Raw genomic sequence first — 22,115 nt, forward strand, 5'->3', positions numbered from 1 at the left:
GGTCTTGCCCGGCTTACCCACGGGATTCACAAGGCGCGGCCTGTTTCAGGTGCGTGACGAAATTGCACGGCCGGTGCCGCGAATCCAGCTGTTCGGCGAGGATGCCGTCCCAACCGGTACGCACCGCGTTGGTCGAGCCCGGCAGGCAGCACACCAGAGTGCCGTTGGCCAGGCCGGCCAGGGCTCGGGACTGCACGGTGGAAGTGCCGATGTCAGCCACCGAGATCTGGCGGAACAACTCGCCAAATCCGTCGACCTGTTTGTCGAGCAGGCAAGACACGGCTTCCGGGGTGCTGTCGCGGCCGGTGAAACCGGTGCCGCCGGTGATCAGCACCACCTGGACCAGATCGTCGGCAATCCAGGTCGCCACTTGTGCGCGAATCTTGTAGAGATCGTCCTTGAGCAGGACGCGTGCGGCCAGGTTATGGCCAGCAGCGCCCAGACGATCGACGAAGACCTGGCCGGATGTATCGGTCTCCAGGGTCCGGGTATCACTGACAGTCAGCACCGCGATATTCAGAGGTGCAAAAGGTACATCAGCCTTGGCTTTCATAGGCTCGATCCAGTTGTAGGAGAAACAGCTCGGTGTTATATCACAGCGCTCTCTTTGACCGCCCCTGTGGAGACGTGCCATGACCCCGCGCGCAGATTTGCCACCCTGTTCCATTCTGCTCCTGGCCGGTGGGCGCGGCCAACGCATGGGAGGAAGGGACAAGGGGCTGATCGAGTGGCAGGGCCGGCCATTGATCGCCCACCTGCATCGACTGACCCGCGACCTGAGCGATGACCTGATCATTTCCTGCAACCGCAATCGGCAACAGTACGCGCCTTTTGCCGATCAACTGGTGCAAGACGAAAGCAATGATTTCCCGGGGCCGCTGGCAGGGATTCGTGCTGGATTGGCCGTCGCCCGGCATGCCCAGCTGCTGGTGTTGCCCTGCGACGTACCGCGCATCGATGCACACCTGATCGACGCCATGCGACAAAGCGCCGCCCGGTACCCGGACAAACCACTGATGCTGCGCCATGGCGAGCACTGGGAACCCTTGCTGTGTATCATTCCGCGCGCACTGCTCGGCACCTTCGACGGCGCCTGGCAGAAGGGTGAACGCAGCCCCGGACGTATCATGCGTGGGCTGGATGCTCAGGCCCTGCAATGTCCGGCAAACGATCCACGATTGGCTAATCTGAATACACCAGAGCTGTTAAGCCAGCAGCGCGGCGTGTCAGAATGCCCTTAACTCAAGGAACTTGCAGGCGTTGTATACGTCTCAAGCACAGCAACTAAAAGTATTCATCTCGGAGACACATAATGATTCAGCGGACTCTCGCCACTCTCATGCTTGCACTGGGCCTTGCCACTCTCGCCGGTTGCGCATCGCCTACTGTGATCACCCTGAATGACGGTCGCGAAATCCAGGCCGTCGATACGCCGAAATACGATCAGGACTCCGGCTTCTACGAGTTCGAACAACTGGACGGCAAACAAACCCGCATCAACAAAGATCAGGTTCGTACCGTAAAAGAGCTGTAATCCATACCCTTACAGCCTGAATGCATAAAGCCCGCTTTCGCGGGCTTTATCGTTTCTGGATGCAGCAAGCTGTTGCCGGGATTACCACTGCAAGGTGATCCGGCTCTCGAACTCGCGCTCCTCCCCGGTCAGCGGGTCGGTAAAGCGCAGCCCCTGGGCCAGCAGCTTGAGCGGCTTGGCGTAATCGTCTTCCACGTCCTTGAGCGCGTCGGGATAGAACGGGTCGTTGCAGATCGCCGCCCCCAGCGCACTCATGTGCACCCGCAACTGGTGCTTTTTGCCGGTCACCGGATACAGCCCATAACGCCAGAGATCACCGTTCTTTTCCCGGACCTCCAGCGCCGTTTCCGTATTAGGGGTGCCAGGCCCTTCCTGCATGCGGAAAAAAGGCTCGCCATCGACCAGGCGGCTTTTATGCACCCGCGGGAACTCAAGACCGGGCAAGGCCGGAGCGATGGCCTCGTAGCGCTTGTCGATCCTGCGTGTCGGAAACAGCGACTGATAAGCCGAGCGGCTTTGCGGATTGGCCGAAAACAACACCAGGCCCGCCGTATGCCGATCGATGCGATGCAGAGGCACCAGGTGGGGATTGTCCAGGCTGCGGATCAGGCGGCGCAGCAAGGTTTGCTCGACATATTCCCCCGCCGGGGTGACCGGCAGGAAATGCGGCTTGTCCGCTACCACCAGGTGCTCATCGACGTAGAGGATCGATTCCTGCACCGGGATGACCTTTTCATCGGGTACTTCGCGGAAATAATGAATGCGCAGGCCTTCGCGGTACGCCAGGTCGCCACTGATCGGCAAGCCTTGTCCATCGAGCACTCGGCCGCGGGCGATCCGGCTCAGCCACTGTTCGCGGCTGATGGTGCTGAAGTGATCACACAGGCAGTCCAGTACGGTTGGCCATGACCCGGGGGGTAGGTACAGGGTGCTGGCCTGATGCTGTGCGGCGGAAAAAGGTACGGAGGACATACAAAAGCTCGAGCGGACAATGCAGAGCGGCATTATCCAACATGGGTCCCGGGGAACCTAGGAGAGTTTCCCCCTTAGGGACCAACGACTAGGCGCGGGCCACGCCGGCTTGTGCGGCGGCATCGGTAAACTCCTTCAGCCAGCGCAACACATCGACCGCTTCCCAGCGGGCCGGGTCATAGAGTGCATACAACAACCCTTGATACCCCACCACGTCCAGTTGCCGGTGATAACCCGCACGCTGGAACAGGGCTTCGATTTCGGCAAAGCAGGTATTGAAATGCAGCTTGTTGAACGGCGTCTTGCCTTCCGTGACCAGGCCATCCAGGCGCAACTCGAGTACCGCTTCACGCACCACATCGGCGGACATACGGTTCACACTGCTCTTCAATTGTTCGACATTGACCATCATCAGTCCTTCTACCCTCTCATTTCATCCACTGAGCACACGCCCCGCACATCGGTATCAGCCACGGCCGACGTAACTGACCACCCACAACACCACGCCCCAGATTTGCGCCGAGTCCCGATCGTCCAGGGGGATAGGTGCAATCGAAGGTCGCGCCGCCTTGAGCAGCAGCCCGCCCTTGGGGTCGGGAGCCAGCAGGCGCACGCCATAGGCTTCTTCGCCATCGAGATGGGCCACCACGTACTGATCCACCGCCGGGGCCGCCGAACGATCGACGATCAGCCGGTCGCCGGGATAGATACCGAAGCCCAGCAGGCTGTCGTCATCCACCAGCACCGCACGGATCTGCGGCGCTCCGAGACCCACGGTGCGATCCAGCGAAAAACCGCCTTCGAACTTGAGCCCGGCAGCAAACCCGTCGTGCCCTGCATGCTCGGGCGACAGGTGTTGCAAACGCTCGGCGCGGGCGAGGATTGTGAGAGACATGACGAACCATCCCGATAACTGTACGCATATACAGTAACCGAATAATCGGGATCCCGCCAAGGGATTGCAGCGAAGGCGACAAACGGAAAGTGTCGTACCAGCGACAGCCGGCTCAGCGCAGGAAGGCCACCACCTGCTCGGCATCGAACGGCCAGCCCAGCTCGGCGCCGCTGTCCACCCGGCGCAGGACCGGGATACGCAGGCCATACGCCTCGAACAGGGTTTCGTCTTCCGCGATATCCACCAGCTCGACCAACAACCCGTGCTCCACCAACGGCATCAACTCCGCCTCGGCGAGTTCGCACAGGTGGCAGCCCAGGGTACCGAATAGCTGACATTCAGGAGGCATGACATACAGACCGAAAAGAGACAGGCGCTTATTCTAGGCCCGCGATAAAAAGCCGTCGACCGATGAACACGGCAGCGTGCGGTCATCGTCGGGCATTCTGCCAAACAGCTGATGCAGGTCAGCGTCGCCAACTTGCGATTGAGCGACCCTCGCGGCTTTTTTTGCCTCTACGCTCTGTATTCCAACCCGCCGCCGGAGATGCCTGTGTTTGCCAATCTGTTGATCATCCTTGCTTCATCCCTGGTGGTGATCGCCCTGTTCCGGCACCTGCGCCTGCCGCCCGTGCTGGGCTACCTGTGCGTGGGCCTGCTGGTGGGGCCGACCGCCTTCGGCTGGGTCAACGACAACGAAAACCTGCCTGACCTGGCGGAGTTGGGGGTGGTGTTCCTGCTGTTTTCCCTGGGGCTGGAGTTTTCCGTATCGAAGATGCTGGCCCTGCGCCGGGTGGTCTTCGGCCTGGGCAGCTTGCAAGTGCTGTGCAGCGGCGCCGTCCTCGGCGGCCTGCTGATCCTCGCGGGCGGGCCGCTGATCCCGGCCCTGCTGCTCGGCGCGGGCCTGGCATTGTCCTCCACCGCCATCGTCAGCAAGGAGCTGGGCAGCCTCGGGGAAATCTTCAGCAGCCACGGGCAGAATGCGATCGGCGTGTTGTTGTTCCAGGACGTGGTGGCCGTGCTGTTGCTGACCCTGGTGCCGGTATTCGCCGGCAACACCGAACAGGCCTGGTACTGGGCCCTGCCCCTGACCCTGGGCAAGACCGCCCTGCTGTTCATCGGCCTGGCGCTGGCCAGCCGCTGGCTGCTGCCACGGCTGTTCCACGAGGTGGCCGCCTCCCATTCCGCCGAGCTGTTCGTGCTGCTGGCCCTGGTCATCGTCCTGCTGACCGCCTGGCTGACCCACCTGCTCGGCCTGTCCCCTGCCCTTGGGGCGTTCCTTGCCGGCATGCTGCTGGGGGAAAGCCGTTACCGGCACCAGATCGAGGCCGATATCCGGCCGTTCCGCGACATTCTGCTGGGGCTGTTTTTCGTCAGCATCGGCATGCTGATCGACCTGCAACTGTTCGCCAGCCATGCCCTGTTGATCCTCGGCCTGACCCTGACCCTGATGCTGATCAAGGGCACCGTGGTAGCGCTGTTGCTCAAGCTGCGCGGCAGCGACGGCGAGACGGCCTGGCGCAGTGGCCTGGCCCTGGCCCAGGGTGGCGAGTTCTGTTTTGCGCTGATGGCGCAGATGCAGCAAAGCCAGTTGATGCCGGCCGAGCTGAGCGGCCTGCTGCTGGCCGCGACCTTCTGTTCGATGCTGCTGACCCCCTTGCTGCTGCGCGCCGCCCCGGGGATTGCCGCGCGCCTGCACCGCAAGCCGAACCAGGAGGCCCACCTGGAAGAAATCAGCGCCCTCAACGCCGGATTGCAGGCGCACGTGGTGATCTGTGGATATGGCCGTGTCGGCCAGTCGATCGGCCGCTTCCTGCGCCGCGAACAGCAGCGTTTCATTGCCCTGGACGACGACCCGGTGCGGGTCCAGGAAGCCGCGGCCGGCGAAAGCTGCGTGCATTACGGCGACTCCCGCCGCGCCGAGCTGCTGGTCGCGGTCGGCCTCGAACGCGCGCGGCTGCTGGTGATTGCCGTGGACAAGACCGATATCGCCCTGAACGTGCTGAAAAGCGCGCGCCGGATCAACAGCGAAGTGCCGATCCTGGTACGCACCCGGGATGACAGCCAACTGGTCGAGCTGAAAGCCGCCGGCGCCAGCGAAGTGGTGCCGGAACTGCTGGAGTCGAGCCTGATGCTGGCGTCCCATGCGCTGGTGATGCTCGGGCTGCCGGAACACCAGGTACAGGCCAAGGTCGATGAAGTCCGTCACAACCGCTATCGCCTGCTGCATGGTTTCTACCATGGCGCGCAGACCGACCTGCTGGACAATCGTGGCCAGCCGCGGGTGCTGATGCATGCGGTCAATCTCGGCAGCGCGGCCCACGCCTGCGACCTGGCCCTGGGCGAGCTGGCACTGGAACAGTTGGGCGTGGATGTGTAAGGCGTGCAGCGCGATGGCCACGACCTGGAGCTGGCCGCCAGCACCCTGCTGCAAGCCGGCGATACGGTGTTGATGTCCGGCCCGCTGGCGGCCATCGAAGCGTCGGAGGCGCGCCTGCTCGGCGGCCAATGATCAGAGGCAGGCGACTCTGGCCGGGGACCCCGGCCAGGGCCGTTAGGCCTCAGTCCTGGCTGACCGCGCCGATCTTGTGCAGCGACAGGTCGGCGCCGTAATACTCCTGCTCCTGGGTCAGGCGCAGGCCGCAGAGCACCTTGATCGCGCCATACACCAGGAAGCCGCCGACCAGCGCCACCAGCACGCCCAGGCCGGTACCGATCAACTGGCTGATCAGGCTGACACCGCCCAGCCCGCCCAGGGCGCTCTGGCCGAAGATGCCGCAGGCGATACCGCCCCATACGCCACACAAACCGTGCAGCGGCCAGACACCCAGCACATCGTCGATCTTCCAGCGCGTCTGGGTGGCGATAAAGCACCAGACGAACAACGCGCCGGCAATCGCCCCGGTGATCAGCGCGCCCACCGGATGCATCAGGTCGGAGCCGGCGCAGATCGCCACCAGCCCGGCCAGCGGGCCGTTGTGCAGGAAGCCCGGGTCGTTGCGCCCGACGATCAGCGCCGCCACTGTGCCGCCAACCATGGCCATCAGCGAGTTCACCGCCACCAGGCCGCTGACCGCTTGCAGGGTCTGCGCGCTCATCACGTTGAAGCCGAACCAGCCGACAATCAGGATCCACGAGCCCAAGGCCAGGAACGGAATGCTCGACGGCGCGAACGCCACCAGCTTGCCGTCGCGGTAGCGCCCGTTGCGCGGCCCGAGCAACAGCACCGCGGCCAGCGCCAGCCAGCCGCCCATGGCATGCACCACCACGGAACCGGCGAAATCATGGAAGCCCGCGCCGAAGTGCTCCTGCAGCCAGGCTTGCAGGCCGTAGTTGCCGTTCCACACCAGGCCTTCGAAGAAGGGATAGATAAAGGCCACGATCAACGCCGTGGCGCAGAGCTGCGGGACGAACCGCGCACGCTCGGCGATACCGCCGGAAATGATCGCCGGGATGGCCGCGGCGAACGTCAGCAGGAAGAAGAACTTCACCAGCCCGTAGCCGTGATCGGCACTGATCACCGCCGCCGGCTGCAGGAAGCTGACGCCGTAGGAGATCCAATAGCCTATAAAGAAATAGGCCAGGGTCGAGACCGCGAAGTCGCTGAGAATCTTCGACAAGGCGTTGACCTGGTTTTTCTGGCGCACCGTGCCCACCTCGAGAAAGGCGAAGCCGGCATGCATGGCCAGGACCATGACCGCGCCGATGAGGATGAACAGGGTATTGGAACCATGGACCAGAGTGTCCACAGCGCTTTGCAGATTTTCCATGGAATGGGCAGACCTGATATTCAGGAAAAAGCCGCGAGCCGCTCGAAGGTTTTTTGCACCAACTTGGCACCAAAGGTCCTGTCGACCTACGTATTACGACCCATTTTGGCGCGACGCTTTTTCGAGAGGGGTGTATCGCTCGGGGTGTTTCCATAAGTGTTGATTTTTTAGGGTAAGGTTTTAGCTGCCATGCACCGCATCCTGCGCGCTTTCGGCGCAACCACCCGTGTTTACGCACCAGGACAAAGCAAAAGCTGTACCAGACAATTGCACTGAACCTTCGCGCAAGCCTCATACTCGAACCCTTCAGAACGCCACTACGGAGATAATCATGGCCAGCAAAACCACCAAGACAGCTCAAGAAACACTGATGGCGGACTTTCAGGCACTGGTCAGTGACACGGAACGTCTGCTGGAACACACCGCCACCCTGGCCGGCGACCAGGCGGACGAATTGCGCACGCAGATTCACGACAGCCTGCTGCGCGCCCGCGAGACCCTGCAACTGACCGAGCAATCGCTGCGCGAACGCGGCCAGGCGGCGGTCACCGCCACCGAAGACTATGTGCAGAGCAACCCCTGGCAAGCAGTGGGCATCGCGGCGGGCGTGGGCTTTCTGATCGGCCTGCTGGCGACCCGGCGCTGATATGGCTATCGATGAATCCGGCTCCACCGCGGGTCAAGGCTCTTCAACGCGGCGCCTGGGCGCGGCTTTCCTGGGTTTGTTGCACAGCCACGTCGAACTGTTCGGCATCGAGTTGCAGGAACAGAAGGCCAGAACCGTCAGCCTGCTGCTGTTCGCCGGGCTGGCCCTGGTGTTCGCCCTGCTGCTGTTGATAGGCCTGTCGGCGCTGGTGCTGATCCTGTTCTGGGACACCTATCGCCTGCCCGCCATCATCGGGCTGTGCGTCTTCTATACGCTGGCTGCGCTGTTCTGCGCCATGCGCCTGAAGGCGGCGATTTTCGACGAGTCCTCGCCCTTTCATGCCACCCTTGAAGAGCTGGCCAACGACAGGGAGCGCCTGCTGCCATGAGCCTGCCCGACATCCCGCAAACCAATTCCCGGCGCGAGATGCGCAAGGCGCTGATCCGCCTGCGCATGGAAATGCATCGCCAGGAAATCCGCCACGAATCCCAGCAGTTGCTGCAACCCTTGCAGCGGGTCCGTGGCCTTGGCCAGAGCTGGCAACAGGGCTTCGGCATCAAGCACGCGCCGTTGTGGGGCGTGGCCGCCGTGACCCTGTTGGGGTTTCTCACCGGCAAAGGCGCCAAGAGCGGCAGCGTCAGAAACTTCACCCGGCTGGTGCGGCTCAGCGCCGGCCTGTTGCCGCTGATCAAACTGATCATGCAAGGTTCTTCGAGCAAGCATTGAGCCGGCGCTATCTGGCTGCATTCTTGCAATCATTGCCGCAATAGCTGCGCCCCGACCTCTCTCGCAAGAGGTCGGGTTGTGCCTGCCTGTTGCATCGGCGCAGCGCCAAGATCAACAAGATCAATCAAGGAGGCCCCGTGATCGACGGGCAACCGCTTGCCTGCTTTCAACCCTTCATCGACACCGCCACTGGCCGCATTGCCGGTGTCGAAGCCCTGGGCCGCCTGCGTCAATCGAACGGTCAGTTGTTGTCGGTCGGCCCATTGTTCAGCGATCCCCGGACCTCCTCGACCGCCCTGCGGCGGCTCGACCGGCTGATTCGCGCCGACGCCCTGAGCCGCCTGCATGAAGCGCCCCCGGACTGGTTCCTGAGCATCAATATCTCGCCCCGCTGGATCAGCCGCCTGCGCGCCGGCCAGCCCTTGCCAAGCCTCAGGCAATTGCAGCAACAGGGTGTCGATCCGCGGCGCGTGGTCTTCGAAATCACCGAGCTGGGTGGCAACAGCCAGCGCCTGAGCGAAGTGGTGGCGCGCTACCGCGAAGCCGGCGCGCGGATCGCCATCGACGACTTCGGCGCCGGCTACTCGCAGCTCGACCGGGTGCTGGCCCTGCAACCGGACATTCTCAAGCTCGACATGCGCCTGTTCCAGGCCGCGGCCCGTGGCGGGCCCAGCAGCGACGTGGTCAAGGCCCTGGCGCAGATGGCCGAGAAAACCGGCTGCTGGATCATCGCCGAAGGGGTCGAGAGCGAAACCGAACTCAACTTCGCCCTGGAATGCGGCTCGCGGTATGTCCAGGGTTTCCTGTTTGCCCGGGCCGAGCAGGCGTTCTTCGCCAGCGATGCTTTCGTCGCGCCTTTTGCCCGGGTGCGCCAGCGCTATGTACAGCAGAAACTGGCCGAGCGCGGACGCCTGATGCAGATGCGCCAGCAACTCGCGGAACTGATGACCCTGCTGCAGGATTGGGCCCAGGCCCGGGCCCCGATCGAGCGGTTGCCCCAGCTGGATGCCTTTCCCTGGCTGCTGCGCTTCTATCAATGCGATCGCCACGGCACCCAGCTGACGCCGAACCTGGAATGGCGCCACAACCGCTGGCAGGCCGACCACAGCTACGTCGGCCACAACTGGTCGTGGCGTCCGTACTTCTACCACCTGCTGGCCGAAGGCTGGGACGAGCGGCGGCTGACCCTGTCCAACACCTACCGCGATGCCACCAGCAACCAGTACTGCCTGACTGCCGGGCAGTTCTTCGACAATGGCCAGCGCCTGCTGCTGATCGATATCGATGCCGCGGGGCTTTAGTTCCACTTGCAGGCTTTGGCGCGAACCGGGAAGCTAGCTCATCAGTCATTCGACGGAGAGACCCCGCCTTGGATTGGCATACCCTGCTTACCCGCGAACGCCTTGGAAAACCGCTGCACAGCTCTGAAGAGCTGGGCCGCAGTCCCTTCCACAAGGACCATGACCGCATCATCTTCTCCGGAGCCTTCCGCCGCCTGGGCCGCAAGACCCAGGTGCACCCGGTGTCCAGCAACGACCATATCCACACACGCCTGACCCACTCCCTGGAAGTCAGCTGTGTCGGTCGCTCCCTGGGCATGCGGGTCGGCGAGACCATTCGCGACGCCCTGCCCGATTGGTGCGAACCCAGCGACCTGGGGATGGTGGTGCAATCGGCCTGCCTGGCCCACGACATCGGCAACCCGCCGTTCGGCCACTCCGGCGAAGACGCGATCCGGCACTGGTTCCAGCAGGCCGCCGGGCGCGGCTGGCTGGACGCCATGAGCGAAAACGAGAGCAATGACTTCCTCAACTTCGAAGGCAATGCCCAGGGTTTCCGGGTGCTGACCCAGCTGGAATACCACCAGTTCGACGGCGGCACGCGGCTAACCTACGCCACCCTCGGCACCTACCTGAAGTACCCCTGGACCGCGCGCCATGCCGATTCCCTGGGCTACAAGAAGCACAAGTTCGGCTGCTACCAGAGCGAACTGCCGTTGCTCGAACAGATCGCCAACAAGCTCGGCCTGCCGCAACTCGAGGAACAACGCTGGGCCCGCCATCCGCTGGTGTACCTGATGGAAGCCGCCGATGACATCTGCTACGCCCTGATCGACCTCGAGGACGGGCTGGAAATGGAGCTGCTCGACTATGCCGAAGTCGAGTCGCTGCTGCTCGGGCTGGTAGGCGACGACCTGCCGGAAACCTATCGCCAGCTCGGCCCGCGGGACTCGCGCCGGCGCAAGCTGGCGATCCTGCGCGGCAAGGCCATCGAGCACCTGACCAACGCCGCCGCCCGGGCCTTCGTCGAACAACAGGACGCCTTGCTCAGCGGCACCCTGCCTGGCGACCTGGTGGAGCACATGCACGGCCCGGCCAAGCGTTGCGTGCTCAACGCCAAGGACATCGCACGCAAGAAGATCTTCCAGGACAAGCGCAAGACCCTGCACGAGATCGGTGCCTACACCACCCTGGAAATCCTCCTCAACTCGTTCTGCGGCGCCGCGCTGGAACAGCATGGCGGACGCACTCCGTCATTCAAGAACCGGCGGATTCTCGACCTGCTGGGCAATAACGCGCCGGATCCGAACGGCTCGCTGCACGCCTCCTTCCTGCGCATGATCGACTTCATCGCCGGCATGACCGACAGCTACGCCAGCGAGATGGCCCGGGAAATGACCGGGCGTTCCAGCCCGCAATGACCCGCCGTTGAACGGCCGCCTCGTGTTATCGAGGTGGCCGTTCGAGCGGTTTTTCGTGAGCCGGCAACTAAGGGATTCCCCTAGTCCCTTATCAGGCAATATCCTGATTCGGTCGTTACTTCAACTTTGATCACCTGCCTGTTTCACACGGCTCGACAGTGCCGCTCACTTCCACCCAGTTCGCCAGATATCATCCGCTAGGTACTATTCCAGACAGCCTTCGGCACCTAGAGCACTTGCTCTATAACTAGCGATATCGACCGACATATGTAGCTGAACAATCAACCCAACTAGCCTGAATTAAACAGACCGTTAACGATACAACCAAACATCCTACCTTTACCTTTCGATACATCTGCCCCTCCCTCAGGCCGAAACCCTTGCAATACAAGGGCCCTGCGGGGTTCCGTGCGATTACAAATTCCGTACAAATCGACTTTATCGTTTCCGCTAGTCTCGACCCCTAATGAGCTAACGAAGATTAATTTCGCTCTTCGACAGCTCGTTCCCCTTTCATGACCCTAGGCCGGATGATCGGCAGCAAAACAAATAGCAAGCAAACTAAGTACTCTCATTCAAACTCCAGCCAACCTGTTAGTTCAGTAGATATTTTCAAAATAATTTCACCCCTCGCTGTAACAAAGAGCACGCCCAGGACTCAAGCGTCAAAATGGAAGTGAGTACACGGAATGAATCCGTGTCGATAAGTTGTTCCCGCACTTCCTCGTCCGTTTTTCACTATTAAGGATGTCGAGTGCCCTATACGTCCTCAAGTCACCCAAGCTGTCACACCGGCCTGCGCCGCTGGTTGCTGCTCTCGCTGCTGGCCGGGTCCCTGCCGGTGGTGGCCGCCGATATGCCGCAACCGGGTCAGGAAGCCCTGCGCCTGCAGCAACAGCAACAGCGCGACCTGCAACAACTGCAACTGGAACAGCGCCAGCGCCAGTTGCAGCGCGGCAGCTTCGGGACCCCGGCGGTGACCCCCGCCGAAACCGCCCAGGGCGGCGAGGATGAACACTGCTGGGCCCTGAGCGGCACGCGGATCGCCGGCGTCACGCTGTTCAAGAAAGACCGGCTGAACCGCCAGCTCGAACCCTATATCGCACCCTGCATGGGGGTGAACGGGATCAACCGCCTGCTGGCGCAGATCACCCGGATCTATGTCGAGGCCGGCTACATCGCCAGCCGCCCTTACCTGAGCAGCGCTCCCGCCGCCGGCCATTCGCTGGATATCGTGGTCGACGAAGGTTATGTCGAGGCCGTCGAACTGGCCGATCAGAGCCTGCCGGTTTCGCTGGCCGGGGCCTTTCCCGGCATGCTCGGCGAACCGCTGAACCTGCGCGACCTGGAACAGGGCCTGGACCAGCTCAATCGCCTGCGCTCCCTGGACCTGACTGCCGATATCGCCCCCGGCAGCCAGCCCGGCGCCTCGCGGATCATCCTGCGCCCGCGCAGCAGCGGCGCCTCGCGCTGGGCCCTGGGGCTGGGTGTGGATAACCTCGGCAGCGCCAGCACCGGGCGCGACCGCAACGCCATCAACCTGAGCCTCGACAGCCCGCTGCAACTCAACGACGCGCTCAACCTGAACTTCAGCGACACCCTCAACCACGGCCCGCGCTACAGCCGCAGCACCAGCGTCTTCTACTCGATCCCCTACGGCTACTGGACCTACAGCCTGTTCGCCAGCCATGCCGAGTACCGGGCGCCGTTCAAGCTCAGCAGCGTGACCTTCTACAACAGCGGGCGCACCGACCTGCTCAGCCTGCGCGCCGACCGCGTGCTGTGGCGCGACCAGGGCCACCAGTTGAGCGCCAACCTGCAACTGGCCCACAAGGACGTCGACAGCTACCTGCAAAAAGCCCGCCTGGGCATCCAGAGCCCGACCCTGACCGTGGCCGAAGCCGGGCTCAACCTGTTCTGGCTCAACAGCGCGGTGTGGAACCTGGACGTCAACTACGCCCAGGGCCTGACCTGGTTCGGCGCCGACCGCGACTCGCAACAGGTGCAGAAAAACCTGCCGCAGGCGCAGTTCCACAAGTACCGCGCCAGCCTCAGCCAATGGCGCAATGGCCGCTTCGGCAGCCAGCCCTGGCAGTGGCAGAGCCAGTTGTCGCTGCAGTACAGCCCCGACCCGCTGCCGGCCATCGAACAACTGCTGGGCACCGATGACTCCGCCGTGCGCGGCTATCGCGAGAACAGCGCCTCGGGCGCCATCGGCGGGATCTGGCGCAACACCCTGCGCCTGCCGTTGCAGAACGATCTGCCCGTCAAGCTGACCCCGCGCCTGGCCTTCGACCATGGCCGGATCAAGGCGCAAGAGGGAGCCAGCAGCGAGCGCCTGAGCGGCGCCAGCATCGGCCTGAACCTGAGCTGGAAGAACCTGCAAGTCGATGTCGACTACCAGCACAGCCTGGAAACACCCCAACGCTTTCACCATGAATCGCCCACCTGGCTGACCCGCCTGAGTGTGCAGATCTGAGGTCCCGCGAACCGTGCACCAGCCTGAAGAAAACAGCCGAGCCTGAACACCACAGCAGCGTTGCAACGAACAACGCGCATTGCCACTCGGCCCACACATAGAGAGCTTCTTATGCCCGACAACACATCTGTGTTTCACCTGTCCCCCAGGGGCAAACTGCGCCTGGCCATCGCCAGCCTGCTTCTGGTCTCCCACCTGCCGCAGGCGCTGGCCGGCGGCATCACCGTGGTCGAAGGCCCGGGCGGTATCCCACAGCTGCAAAACCAGAACGGCGTGCCTATCGTCAACATCGTCGCGCCCAACGGCGCCGGGCTCTCCCATAACCAGTTCCTCGATTACAACGTCGATCGCCAAGGCGTGGTGCTGAACAACGCCCTGCAATCCGGAGCCTCGCAACTGGCCGGGCAATTGGCCGCCAACCCGCAGTTCCACGGCCAGGACGCCAGCGTGATTCTCAACGAGGTGATCAGCCGCAACGCCTCGGCGCTCAACGGCCCCCAGGAAATCTTCGGCCGCGCCGCCGACTATGTGTTGGCCAACCCCAACGGCATCTCGGTCAACGGCGGCAGCTTCATCAATACGCCGAACGCCAGCCTGCTGGTCGGTCGCCCCGAGCTCAACGACGGCAAGCTGCAAGCCCTGAGCACCCGTGACGCCAAGGGCCAGTTGACGGTCGAGGGCAAAGGCCTGAGCAACGACAAGGGCAGCATCAACCTGATCGCCCCGCGCATCGACAGCCAGGGTGCCCTCACTGCCGGCAACCAGCTCAACCTCACCGTCGGGCGCAACCGCGTGGACGCGGCCAGCGGCAAGGTACTCAGCACCGACCCGGCCGGTAACACCAAGGAGCAGCGCATCGACGCCAGCCTGTTCGGCGCCATGCAGGCCGGACGCATCAACATTGTCAGCACCGCCGAAGGCGCCGGCGTGCGTGTCGGCGCGGTGCAGGTCAAAGGTCGCGACGGTGTGGATATCGCCTCCGCCGGCGACCTGCACATCAGCGGCCAGGCCAAGCCTGACAGCCTCGACGCCATCCGAGCCGGCGTGCACAGCGACCAGGGCGACGTGCAGTTGCGCAGCGGCCAGGACCTGAGCCTCGCCGCCACCGATGTCAGCGCCCGCGACATCAAGCTCGACGCCGGGCGCAACCTGACCCTGAGCGCCATCGAAAGCCGCAAGCTCCAGGAAAAGCGCGAGCAGTGGAGCAACAGCACCATCGGCATCACCTGGGAAACCTACGACCGGACCCTGACCGACAGCGACAGCCGTCAGCACGGCAACCGGCTGACCGCCAGCCGCGATGCCGAGCTCAAAGCCCGCGCCAACACCGAGCTCAAGGCCAGCCAGGTCAAGGCCGGCAACAACCTGAAGGTCGAGAGCGGCGCCGACCTGCGCCTGACCGCCGCCACCGAAACCCACGAACAACGCGACCAGGGCCACCACCGCAAACACCTGTGGAAAGCCGACTGGGACAAGTCCAGCAGCGAGCAACGCAGCATCACCAGCCAGCTGGAGGCCGGCAACGACCTGCACCTGACCAGCAGCCAGCAGCTGCAACTGCAGGGCGCCGAACTGGCCAGCAACAATATCCAGCTGACCGGGCGCCAGGTGGACATCACTAGCGCCAGCCGCACCCAGAGCAACAGCGACAAGTCCTACTCCGGCGACCTGGTCGGCGGCAGCTTCTTCGGCAAGAACGGCGACGGCGACAAGGGCAAGACCCTGAACAAAGGCAGCAAGGTCAACGCCAAGGGCGACCTGATCGTCAAGGCCGACGAAGTCCGCATCAGCGGCAGCCAGGCCCGTGGCGGCAAGCAGGCCAGCGTGATCAGCGAAAAAGGCTCGCTGACCATCGACGGCGTGCAGGACCGCTCCCACGACAACAGCTACAGCAAGGACAGCAAGTTCTTCGGCATCACCAAGGACGAAAGCCGGCAGAACCGCAAGGACAGCACCACGGTCACCAGCGACCTGCGCTCGGACAGCAACCTCGAGCTCAAAAGCGCCAAGGACATCGCCCTCAGCGGCGCGCAAGTGACCGCGACCGGCAAGCTCGAAGCCAAGGCTGACGGCGACATCAAGATCGACTCGGCGCAGGACACTACGCAGAGCGAAAAAACGACCCACACCCGTGGCTTCGACGCCTATGCCAAGGAAAATGCCCCAGGCACCCGGCAATACCGCGCCGGCGTGCGTTACGAAGACCAGCAGAAAACGGTCAAGACCAACGACACCCAACAACAGGGTTCGAGCCTCAGCGGCGGCAGCCTGGAAGTCGCTGCGGGCGGCGACCTGAGCATCAAGGGCAGTGACCTGAAAGCCACCCACGGCGACGCCAGTCTCAGCGGCAAGCAGGTCGAGTTGCTGGCCGATCACGACCAAAAGAGCAGCAGCACCGACACCCGCACCACCGGCGGCGGTTTCTACTACACCGGCGGCCTGGACCGCGCGGGCAACGGTGTGGAGTTCGCCCACAGCAGCACCCAGGACACCCGCGACACCAGCACCGCCAACACCACCGGCATCGCCGCCAGCGGCAACCTGACCATCAAGGCCGGCAACACCCTGGTGACCGAGGGCGCCCAGGTCAAGGCCGACGGCAAGTTGCAGGTGAACGCCGAACAGGTCGACAACCGCGCGGCGCACAACACCGAGTCCACCAGCCACAAGGAAAACACCTGGACCGCCGATGTCGGCGCCAACGTCGAATACAAGGGCCTGACCCGTCCGGTGGAAAAAGCCATCGAAGGCGTGGCCCAGCGCAAGTTCCATCAGCCGGGCCTGCTCGATGCCCTGGAACAACCCAACGTCGGCCTGGACGTGGAAGTCGGCCACCAGAACAAACAGCGCACCGAGCAAGGCAGCACCGCCGTGGTCAGCCAGTTCAAGGGCGGCCAGGTGGAGGTCAAGGTAGCCGGCCAGTTGCAGGATGAAGGCAGCCGCTACGAGGCCACCCAAGGCGCGCTGAAGATCGAGGCCGGCAGCCAGGTGGCCAAGGCCGCCAGCGATACCCACAGCAGCAGCGAGCAGGCGCTGGACGCCAAGGCTGGCGTACGGGTCTACACCACCACCGGTGAGGACCTGAACCTGCGTGGCAGCGGCGCCGGCGGCAGCAGCGACAAGCGCAGCGACAGCAGCAAGGCGGTGGTCGGTAGCTATGTCGGCAAACAGGGCGTGGACATCGCGCTGAGCGGCGACGGCCAGTACGAGGGCAGCGAGTTCGATGGCCGCGACGCTGGCGTCAAGCTGCACGCTGGCGGCGAACTGGCACTGAACCAGGTCAATGACCGCCAGAACAGCAGCGACTCCAGCCTGCGCGGCGATGCCTCGCTCACCGTCGGCAGCGCCCCGGGCGCCAATGGCAATAACCTCAACCTCGGCGCCGGCCTGCAGCTGGACCACAAGCGCCTGGATCAACAGGACAGCCAGGCGCACGTCGCGACCATCCAGGGCAAGGGCCCGGTCGAACTGTCCAGCGGCGGCGACCTGACCCTCCAGGGCACCACCATCGGCAGCAAAGACGCCAAGACCGGCGACATCAACCTGAGCGCCGGCGGCAAGCTCGACCTGCAGGCCGCGGTGGACACCCACAACAGCCAGGGCAGCAACCTCGGCGGCGGCCTGACCGCCGGCGCCAGCAAGACCAGCAGCGAGCAGAGCAGCGGCAAGAGCGCCAACCTGAGCGCCAACTTCAACATCGGCCGGGTCTCGGAGCAGGACCAGAAGCAGACCGGCGGGCAACTGCACAGCAATGGCCAGGTAACACTCGCCAGCGGCTCCGACAGCAACACCGCGCTGCACTTGCAGGGCACCCAGGTCGAGGGCAAAAGCGTCATCCTCAGCGCCGACAAGGGCGGGATCTACCAGGAGTCGGCGCAGTCCACCCAGGCCCACAACAACTGGGGCCTGACCCTGGGCGCCGGCGGCAACGGCGGCAAGACCACTCGGGCCGACGCCGGCGAACACGACTCGCCGAAAACCGATCGCGGTATCCACGCCCGGGCCAAGATCGATGTCGCGCAGGTGCACAGCAACACCCAGCACAACAGCCTGATCAAGGCCGACCAGGTGACGCTCAACAGCAGCGGCGATACCCATCTGGCGGGTGCGCGCATCGACGCCAATCAGGTGGACGGACGGATCGGTGGCGATCTCAAGGTAGAGAGCCGCAAGGACCAGCTCAGCAGCACCACCGTCAACCTCGACGCCCGCCTGGACGCCGAGAAGAACCAGCCTGGCGTGGTCGACAAGCTGACCAAGCAGACCGGCCCGCTCAAGGACAAGCTGCAGGCCAAGGCCGAAGGCGGTTTCGACAAGCACCGCGAGAAGCTGGAAAACGTCGTCGACAAAGGCACCGAGCGCCTGGTCGCGGCCAAGGACAACCTGGTGAACAAGGCCGAAATCGCCAAGGAGCGCCTGGGCGAGAAATTCACCCGCAGCGGCAGCTACGACGTCAACCCGGAACCCAAGGGCGCCTTCGGTCGCGGCGTGGACAAGGCCAAGGGCTACCTCGCCGACAAGACCGAAGCCTTGGGTGATCGCTTCTCCAGCCTCAAGGAACGGGTCTGGCCGAAAACCAGCGACAGCTACGCCGTCAGCGAGAAAACCGGCGCTGGCAGCAAGCTGACCAACACCGCGGAAGGCGTGCTGTTCGGCGACAAGAGCGGCAACACCTCCTACACGCCGACCCTGAACCTGAATGTCAGCCGTCAGAGCAAGGACAGCGTGGCAGAGGCTTCAGGCATCAGCGGTACCCGCGGCGTCAACCTGCAGGTGTCGGGCGAGACCCGCCTGAGCGGCGCGCGGATCGGCGCCAGCGAGGGCAAGGTCGACCTCGGCGGCTCGACCGTCAGCACCACGGCGTTGGCCGGTACGGATTACCGTGCCGATGTCGGGCTCAATCTGTCGAAGTCGCCGGTCAACCTGGCCCTCGGCGCCAAGGATGAGCTGACCCGCAAGCAGGACGAGGCCACCCAGAAGGATCAGGCGTTCAACCTGGGGCCGCTGCGCGTCGGCGGTCATAGCGACAGCCAGCTGCTGCAGGCCGGCATCGATCAGAAAGCGCCCTGAGGCAAGCGCTCCGTAATCGGCTGCCCCCCATGAACGGGGGGCAGCCTTGCCCAATGCCCTTCCCTCCTCCCCTTTATTGCCCTGCGAAAAAGTGCACTAAAGCTCCAACATCTTCTTACCTTTTACATGGCTGGATACTCATTCCTACTTTCAACTGAAAAACCGCTGTAATCCGAAACCGTCTTTCATGTAAGAACTGCCTTATTGTCCCCAACCCCGCCTTAACCCGCATATATCCACTGTCCTGCCTGCGCTAAGGTCCAGCCCTGTATTTATTCCTACGGGTTTGACCATGAGTTCTGTGTTCATCATCGACGACCATCCCGTTATCCGACTGGCCATCCGCATGTTGCTGGAACATGAAGGTTATAAAGTCGTCGGCGAAACCGATAACGGTGTCGATGCCCTGCAAATGGTTCGCGACAGCATGCCGGACCTGATCGTGCTCGATATCAGCATTCCCAAGCTCGACGGGCTGGAGCTGCTGTTGCGTTTCGGCGCCCTGGACAAGTCGTTGCGGGTGCTGGTGCTGACGGCACAGTCGCCGGCGCTGTTCGCCGCACGCTGCATGCAGGCCGGGGCCTGCGGCTATGTGTGCAAACAGGAGGACCTGAGCGAAGTGCTCAGCGCCATGAAAGCCGTGCTGTGCGGCTACAACTACTTTCCCAGTCACGCCCTGCAAACCCCACGTCAGGATGAAACGGCAAACAACGAACTGAGCCGCTTGATGTTGCTCAGCGATCGGGAATTGATGGTGTTGCAACTTTTTGCCAAGGGCAGCACCAGTACGCAAATAGCTAACAGCATATTTCTCAGTGGCAAGACCGTCAGTACCTATAAAAAAAGAATCATGCACAAACTTCGCGCGACTTCCATGGCGGAACTTATTGAGTTGGCACAACGTCACGAACTGGTGTGAAAAACAGGATGTTCAAACCCATTCTTTATTATTTAACCCTAATGGCCACGACAGCCTCGGCGGTACTGTTTTTGGGCCTGGTCGAGGCCGGGCAACGGGAGCCCGGAATAACCTCCACCCACCCGTGCACCGAAACGGCGCCTTGCGCCGAATCGACCACCGCCCCGCCCCCCGATAACGACCATCGCGGGCTGCTCCTGCTCGCTGGCCTGGGGCTCGGCGGGCCACTGCTGGCGTCCCTGGGCTGGAATGCCTGGCTGCACCGGCGCCTGACCCGGCAGCAACAGGCCACCCATGACTTCAGGCACCAGCTTGAGTTCATACAGGCCTGGGTCGACGGCATGCCGCATCCGACTTACGTGCGCGACCGCCAGGGCCTGCTGAAAAACTGCAATGCCAGCTACCTGGAGAGCTTCGCTGCTCGGCCTGAAGAGCTCATCGGTAAAACCCTGTTGCAGGGCCCCATGGGCGATCCCGGGCAGGCTCGCGAATATCACGCCGACTACCAGCGGGTCATGGCGCAAGACCGCCCGCTGCTGCGTGACCGGCCACTGCGCCTGAATGGACAGGAGCTGACCGTCCAGCACTGGGTTGTGCCCTATCGGGATGCGAGCGGTGAGATCCAGGGCATCCTCGGTGGCTGGATCGATATCAGCGAACGCCATCGGCTCAGCGACAGCCTCAGGGCCGCCCGGCAACAGGCCGAAGCGGCCAGCAAGGCGAAAAGCGCCTTCCTGGCCAGCACCAGCCACGAACTGCGCAGTCCCATGAATACGCTGATCGGTACGCTGGAACTGGTGCTGCAGCGCTCCGACAGCCAGTCCCTGGATCGTCCGGTCATTGAAATGGCTTATCGCTCGGCCCGGGCGATGCAGGCCCTGGTCGACGATACCCTCGATATCGCCCGCATCGAATCAGGCAGCCTGGCCCTGAGGCCCGAATGGCTCGACCCGCGCGTCCTTGTCGAGTCCATCGTCAGGGAGTTCGATAGCCAGGCCCGGGAGAAGCACCTCAAGCTGCTGCCGACCTTCCACTCCAGCGTCGAGTCGGTCGATGTGCGGCTCGACCCGCTGCGTTTCAAACAGGTGCTGGGCAACCTGCTGCACAACGCGATCAAGTTCACCGAACAGGGTCAGGTCAAAATCCATCTCGACCTGCAAGCGGCCACGCAGCCGCAACAGGTGCGGCTGATGCTGCAAGTGACGGACAGCGGCATCGGCATCGACGAGCAGGATCAGCACAGGCTGTTCGAGCCCTTCTTCCAGGCCCAGGCTCGCACCCTTTCCCGGCCTGACGGCGCGGGGCTGGGCCTGACCATTTGCCGTCACCTCTGCGAGCTCATGCAAGGCAGGCTGCAACTGACCAGCCAGCCGGGCATAGGCACGGAAGTCCGGGTCCTGTTGCCCCTGGCCTGTCAGCCTGCGCGAGAACCCGCGGCCATCGTCGAGCCATTCATTGCCCGTGCCACCCGGGCCTTGAACGTACTGGTGATCGATGACCACTCGGCGGACCGCCTGCTGCTGAGCGAACAGCTGCGCTTCCTCGGGCACCGCTGCCGCACCGCCGACGACGTCGAGCAAGGTTTCGAGCTCTGGTGCAAGGGGTTCTTCGACCTGCTCATCGTCGATTGCAACATGCCGGGCATGAACGGCTACAAGCTGATCCGCGCCATCCGCGAGCATGAACGCCTGGAGTCCCGCGCGGCCTGCCGGGTATTGGGGGTGACCGCCAGCGCCCGGCCGGAAGAAAGACAGCAGTGCAAACAGGCCGGCATCGATGACTGCCTGTTCAAGCCTGTCGGCCTGGCGAGCCTCAGCCACAAACTGGAGGGCCTGCAACCGCGGCCCTGGAATGGCGTGTTCAGCCTGAAGGCGCTGCGCACCCTGTCCCGCGGCAAACCGCAGTTCGCCCTGCGCATCCTTACCGAACTGCTGCATTGCAGCTACCGGGACCGCCAGCAACTGATGGCCCTGCCCTGCGAGACCCCGCCCCAGGCACTGGCGGAGCTCGCCCACAAGATCAAGGGCTCGGCCCTGATGGTGCAGGCAAAAGACCTTGAAGCGCAGTGCGAAGCCCTTGAGCAGGCGGTTCTGCAAGAAGCAGGCAGGCAAACCCTGATGCAACACCGAACCGCCCTGGAACAGGCAATGCTCAAGCTCGAACGGGCCCTGCTGTGGCAGATCGATCAGCAACACAGTGCGACCACGACCTGAGCCCAACAAGCAGCGCAGCGCCTTGTGTTGCAGTCAGTTGCCAGATAAATATCAAAAAGCCACTATCCTGTCAGTCGGCCCCAAAAGCCTCATGGCGAGCCTCCGCCTGGCTGCAACCCGCAACGTCCCCGGAGCCGCCGCCCCTGAGCACAATGCACCTGCCTTAACTATGCTGAAACGTTGAGTTGCG

The 22,115-nt window shown here is 63.3% G+C and carries 18 protein-coding genes and 1 pseudogene; 13 read left to right on the forward strand and 6 right to left on the reverse strand.

Going from position 1 to position 22,115, the window contains the following annotated elements; genetic code table 11:
- Positions 1-13: 13 nt before the first annotated feature.
- Entirely contained in the window at positions 14-553 is a 540-nt protein-coding gene (gene moaB, locus J4D52_RS02985; RefSeq protein ID WP_025805452.1) for a molybdenum cofactor biosynthesis protein B, read from the reverse strand.
- Positions 554-632: 79 nt separating this feature from the next.
- Between moaB and mobA the strand changes: the two genes are divergently transcribed.
- Both mobA and J4D52_RS02995 read left to right on the forward strand, forming a co-directional pair.
- Positions 633-1,241, forward strand: coding sequence for a molybdenum cofactor guanylyltransferase MobA (gene mobA / locus J4D52_RS02990; RefSeq protein ID WP_063432549.1), 609 nt, complete (start codon positions 633-635; stop codon positions 1,239-1,241).
- 71 nt (positions 1,242-1,312) lie between these two features.
- Positions 1,313-1,534, forward strand: a complete 222-nt coding sequence (locus J4D52_RS02995; protein WP_025805455.1) for a YgdI/YgdR family lipoprotein — start codon at positions 1,313-1,315, stop codon at positions 1,532-1,534.
- A gap of 81 nt (positions 1,535-1,615) precedes the next feature.
- Here the strand turns inward: J4D52_RS02995 and J4D52_RS03000 are convergent, their stop codons facing one another.
- The 4 genes from J4D52_RS03000 to J4D52_RS03015 all read right to left on the reverse strand — a co-directional run bounded on the left by J4D52_RS03000 (position 1,616) and on the right by J4D52_RS03015 (position 3,750).
- Entirely contained in the window at positions 1,616-2,506 is an 891-nt protein-coding gene (locus tag J4D52_RS03000; RefSeq protein ID WP_063432550.1) for a pseudouridine synthase, read from the reverse strand.
- A gap of 88 nt (positions 2,507-2,594) precedes the next feature.
- Complete coding sequence (locus J4D52_RS03005; protein ID WP_007923266.1) at positions 2,595-2,915, reverse strand: hypothetical protein; 321 nt, start codon at positions 2,913-2,915, stop codon at positions 2,595-2,597.
- 57 nt (positions 2,916-2,972) lie between these two features.
- Positions 2,973-3,401 carry a S24 family peptidase gene (locus J4D52_RS03010; protein ID WP_025805458.1) on the reverse strand — a complete coding sequence of 143 codons (429 nt, stop codon included), beginning with the start codon at positions 3,399-3,401 and terminating at the stop codon, positions 2,973-2,975.
- Between the two features lie 112 nt (positions 3,402-3,513).
- Complete coding sequence (locus tag J4D52_RS03015; protein WP_025805459.1) at positions 3,514-3,750, reverse strand: glutaredoxin family protein; 237 nt, start codon at positions 3,748-3,750, stop codon at positions 3,514-3,516.
- A gap of 204 nt (positions 3,751-3,954) precedes the next feature.
- Here J4D52_RS03015 and J4D52_RS03020 point away from each other — a divergent pair.
- Together J4D52_RS03020 and J4D52_RS30450 are read left to right on the forward strand one after the other, a co-directional pair.
- A pseudogene (locus J4D52_RS03020) lies at positions 3,955-5,658 on the forward strand (cation:proton antiporter); the annotation flags it as partial.
- A gap of 126 nt (positions 5,659-5,784) precedes the next feature.
- Positions 5,785-5,913, forward strand: coding sequence for a hypothetical protein (locus tag J4D52_RS30450; protein ID WP_256581511.1), 129 nt, complete (start codon positions 5,785-5,787; stop codon positions 5,911-5,913).
- A 49-nt stretch (positions 5,914-5,962) separates the two neighbouring features.
- On the opposite strand, the gene J4D52_RS03025 is transcribed toward J4D52_RS30450, so the two are convergent.
- A complete protein-coding gene (locus J4D52_RS03025; protein ID WP_025805462.1) occupies positions 5,963-7,171 on the reverse strand; it encodes an ammonium transporter in 1,209 nt (402 codons plus the stop codon).
- A 331-nt stretch (positions 7,172-7,502) separates the two neighbouring features.
- Between J4D52_RS03025 and J4D52_RS03030 the strand changes: the two genes are divergently transcribed.
- From J4D52_RS03030 to J4D52_RS03070, 9 genes are all read left to right on the forward strand, one after another.
- Positions 7,503-7,817 (forward strand): YqjD family protein, encoded by a 315-nt coding sequence (locus J4D52_RS03030; RefSeq protein ID WP_025805463.1) that lies wholly within the window; start codon positions 7,503-7,505, stop codon positions 7,815-7,817.
- Position 7,818: 1 nt separating this feature from the next.
- The gene (locus J4D52_RS03035; RefSeq protein WP_063432551.1) at positions 7,819-8,205 is read left to right on the forward strand and encodes a phage holin family protein; all 387 of its coding nucleotides are present in this window, start codon (positions 7,819-7,821) and stop codon (positions 8,203-8,205) included.
- A complete protein-coding gene (locus J4D52_RS03040; RefSeq protein ID WP_102676634.1) occupies positions 8,202-8,543 on the forward strand; it encodes a hypothetical protein in 342 nt (113 codons plus the stop codon). The genes J4D52_RS03035 and J4D52_RS03040 overlap by 4 nt, the downstream gene beginning before the upstream one ends.
- A 137-nt stretch (positions 8,544-8,680) precedes the next feature.
- Positions 8,681-9,844 carry an EAL domain-containing protein gene (locus J4D52_RS03045; protein ID WP_063432735.1) on the forward strand — a complete coding sequence of 388 codons (1,164 nt, stop codon included), beginning with the start codon at positions 8,681-8,683 and terminating at the stop codon, positions 9,842-9,844.
- Between the two features lie 68 nt (positions 9,845-9,912).
- Positions 9,913-11,244, forward strand: coding sequence for a deoxyguanosinetriphosphate triphosphohydrolase (locus tag J4D52_RS03050; RefSeq protein WP_063432552.1), 1,332 nt, complete (start codon positions 9,913-9,915; stop codon positions 11,242-11,244).
- Positions 11,245-11,998: 754 nt separating this feature from the next.
- Positions 11,999-13,723, forward strand: a complete 1,725-nt coding sequence (locus J4D52_RS03055) for a ShlB/FhaC/HecB family hemolysin secretion/activation protein (protein ID WP_371860284.1) — start codon at positions 11,999-12,001, stop codon at positions 13,721-13,723.
- A 111-nt stretch (positions 13,724-13,834) separates the two neighbouring features.
- Positions 13,835-18,793: a hemagglutinin repeat-containing protein gene (locus J4D52_RS03060; RefSeq protein WP_102676632.1), complete on the forward strand. Its 4,959-nt coding sequence runs from the start codon at positions 13,835-13,837 to the stop codon at positions 18,791-18,793.
- 292 nt (positions 18,794-19,085) lie between these two features.
- On the forward strand, positions 19,086-19,712 hold the full coding sequence (locus J4D52_RS03065; RefSeq protein WP_007931447.1) for a response regulator transcription factor: 627 nt from the start codon (positions 19,086-19,088) through the stop codon (positions 19,710-19,712).
- Positions 19,713-19,753: 41 nt separating this feature from the next.
- Positions 19,754-21,925 carry an ATP-binding protein gene (locus J4D52_RS03070; protein ID WP_256581510.1) on the forward strand — a complete coding sequence of 724 codons (2,172 nt, stop codon included), beginning with the start codon at positions 19,754-19,756 and terminating at the stop codon, positions 21,923-21,925.
- The last annotated feature ends 190 nt before the right edge of the window (positions 21,926-22,115 follow it).

It is taken from the genome of Pseudomonas sp. GW460-12-10-14-TSB1 (assembly GCF_017349775.1).
Classification (GTDB): Bacteria; Pseudomonadota; Gammaproteobacteria; order Pseudomonadales; family Pseudomonadaceae; genus Aquipseudomonas; species Aquipseudomonas piscium.

Coding starts and splice junctions, on each gene's coding strand:
- J4D52_RS03065 (WP_007931447.1), top strand. CDS start 19,086: ATGAGTTCTGTGTTCATCATCGACGACCATCCCGTTATCCGACTGGCC.
- J4D52_RS03060 (WP_102676632.1), top strand. CDS start 13,835: ATGCCCGACAACACATCTGTGTTTCACCTGTCCCCCAGGGGCAAACTG.
- J4D52_RS03040 (WP_102676634.1), top strand. CDS start 8,202: ATGAGCCTGCCCGACATCCCGCAAACCAATTCCCGGCGCGAGATGCGC.
- J4D52_RS03030 (WP_025805463.1), top strand. CDS start 7,503: ATGGCCAGCAAAACCACCAAGACAGCTCAAGAAACACTGATGGCGGAC.
- mobA (WP_063432549.1), top strand. CDS start 633: ATGACCCCGCGCGCAGATTTGCCACCCTGTTCCATTCTGCTCCTGGCC.
- moaB (WP_025805452.1), bottom strand. CDS start 553: ATGAAAGCCAAGGCTGATGTACCTTTTGCACCTCTGAATATCGCGGTG.
- J4D52_RS03035 (WP_063432551.1), top strand. CDS start 7,819: ATGGCTATCGATGAATCCGGCTCCACCGCGGGTCAAGGCTCTTCAACG.
- J4D52_RS02995 (WP_025805455.1), top strand. CDS start 1,313: ATGATTCAGCGGACTCTCGCCACTCTCATGCTTGCACTGGGCCTTGCC.
- J4D52_RS03070 (WP_256581510.1), top strand. CDS start 19,754: ATGGCCACGACAGCCTCGGCGGTACTGTTTTTGGGCCTGGTCGAGGCC.
- J4D52_RS03010 (WP_025805458.1), bottom strand. CDS start 3,401: ATGTCTCTCACAATCCTCGCCCGCGCCGAGCGTTTGCAACACCTGTCG.
- J4D52_RS03025 (WP_025805462.1), bottom strand. CDS start 7,171: ATGGAAAATCTGCAAAGCGCTGTGGACACTCTGGTCCATGGTTCCAAT.
- J4D52_RS03000 (WP_063432550.1), bottom strand. CDS start 2,506: ATGTCCTCCGTACCTTTTTCCGCCGCACAGCATCAGGCCAGCACCCTG.
- J4D52_RS03005 (WP_007923266.1), bottom strand. CDS start 2,915: ATGGTCAATGTCGAACAATTGAAGAGCAGTGTGAACCGTATGTCCGCC.
- J4D52_RS03015 (WP_025805459.1), bottom strand. CDS start 3,750: ATGCCTCCTGAATGTCAGCTATTCGGTACCCTGGGCTGCCACCTGTGC.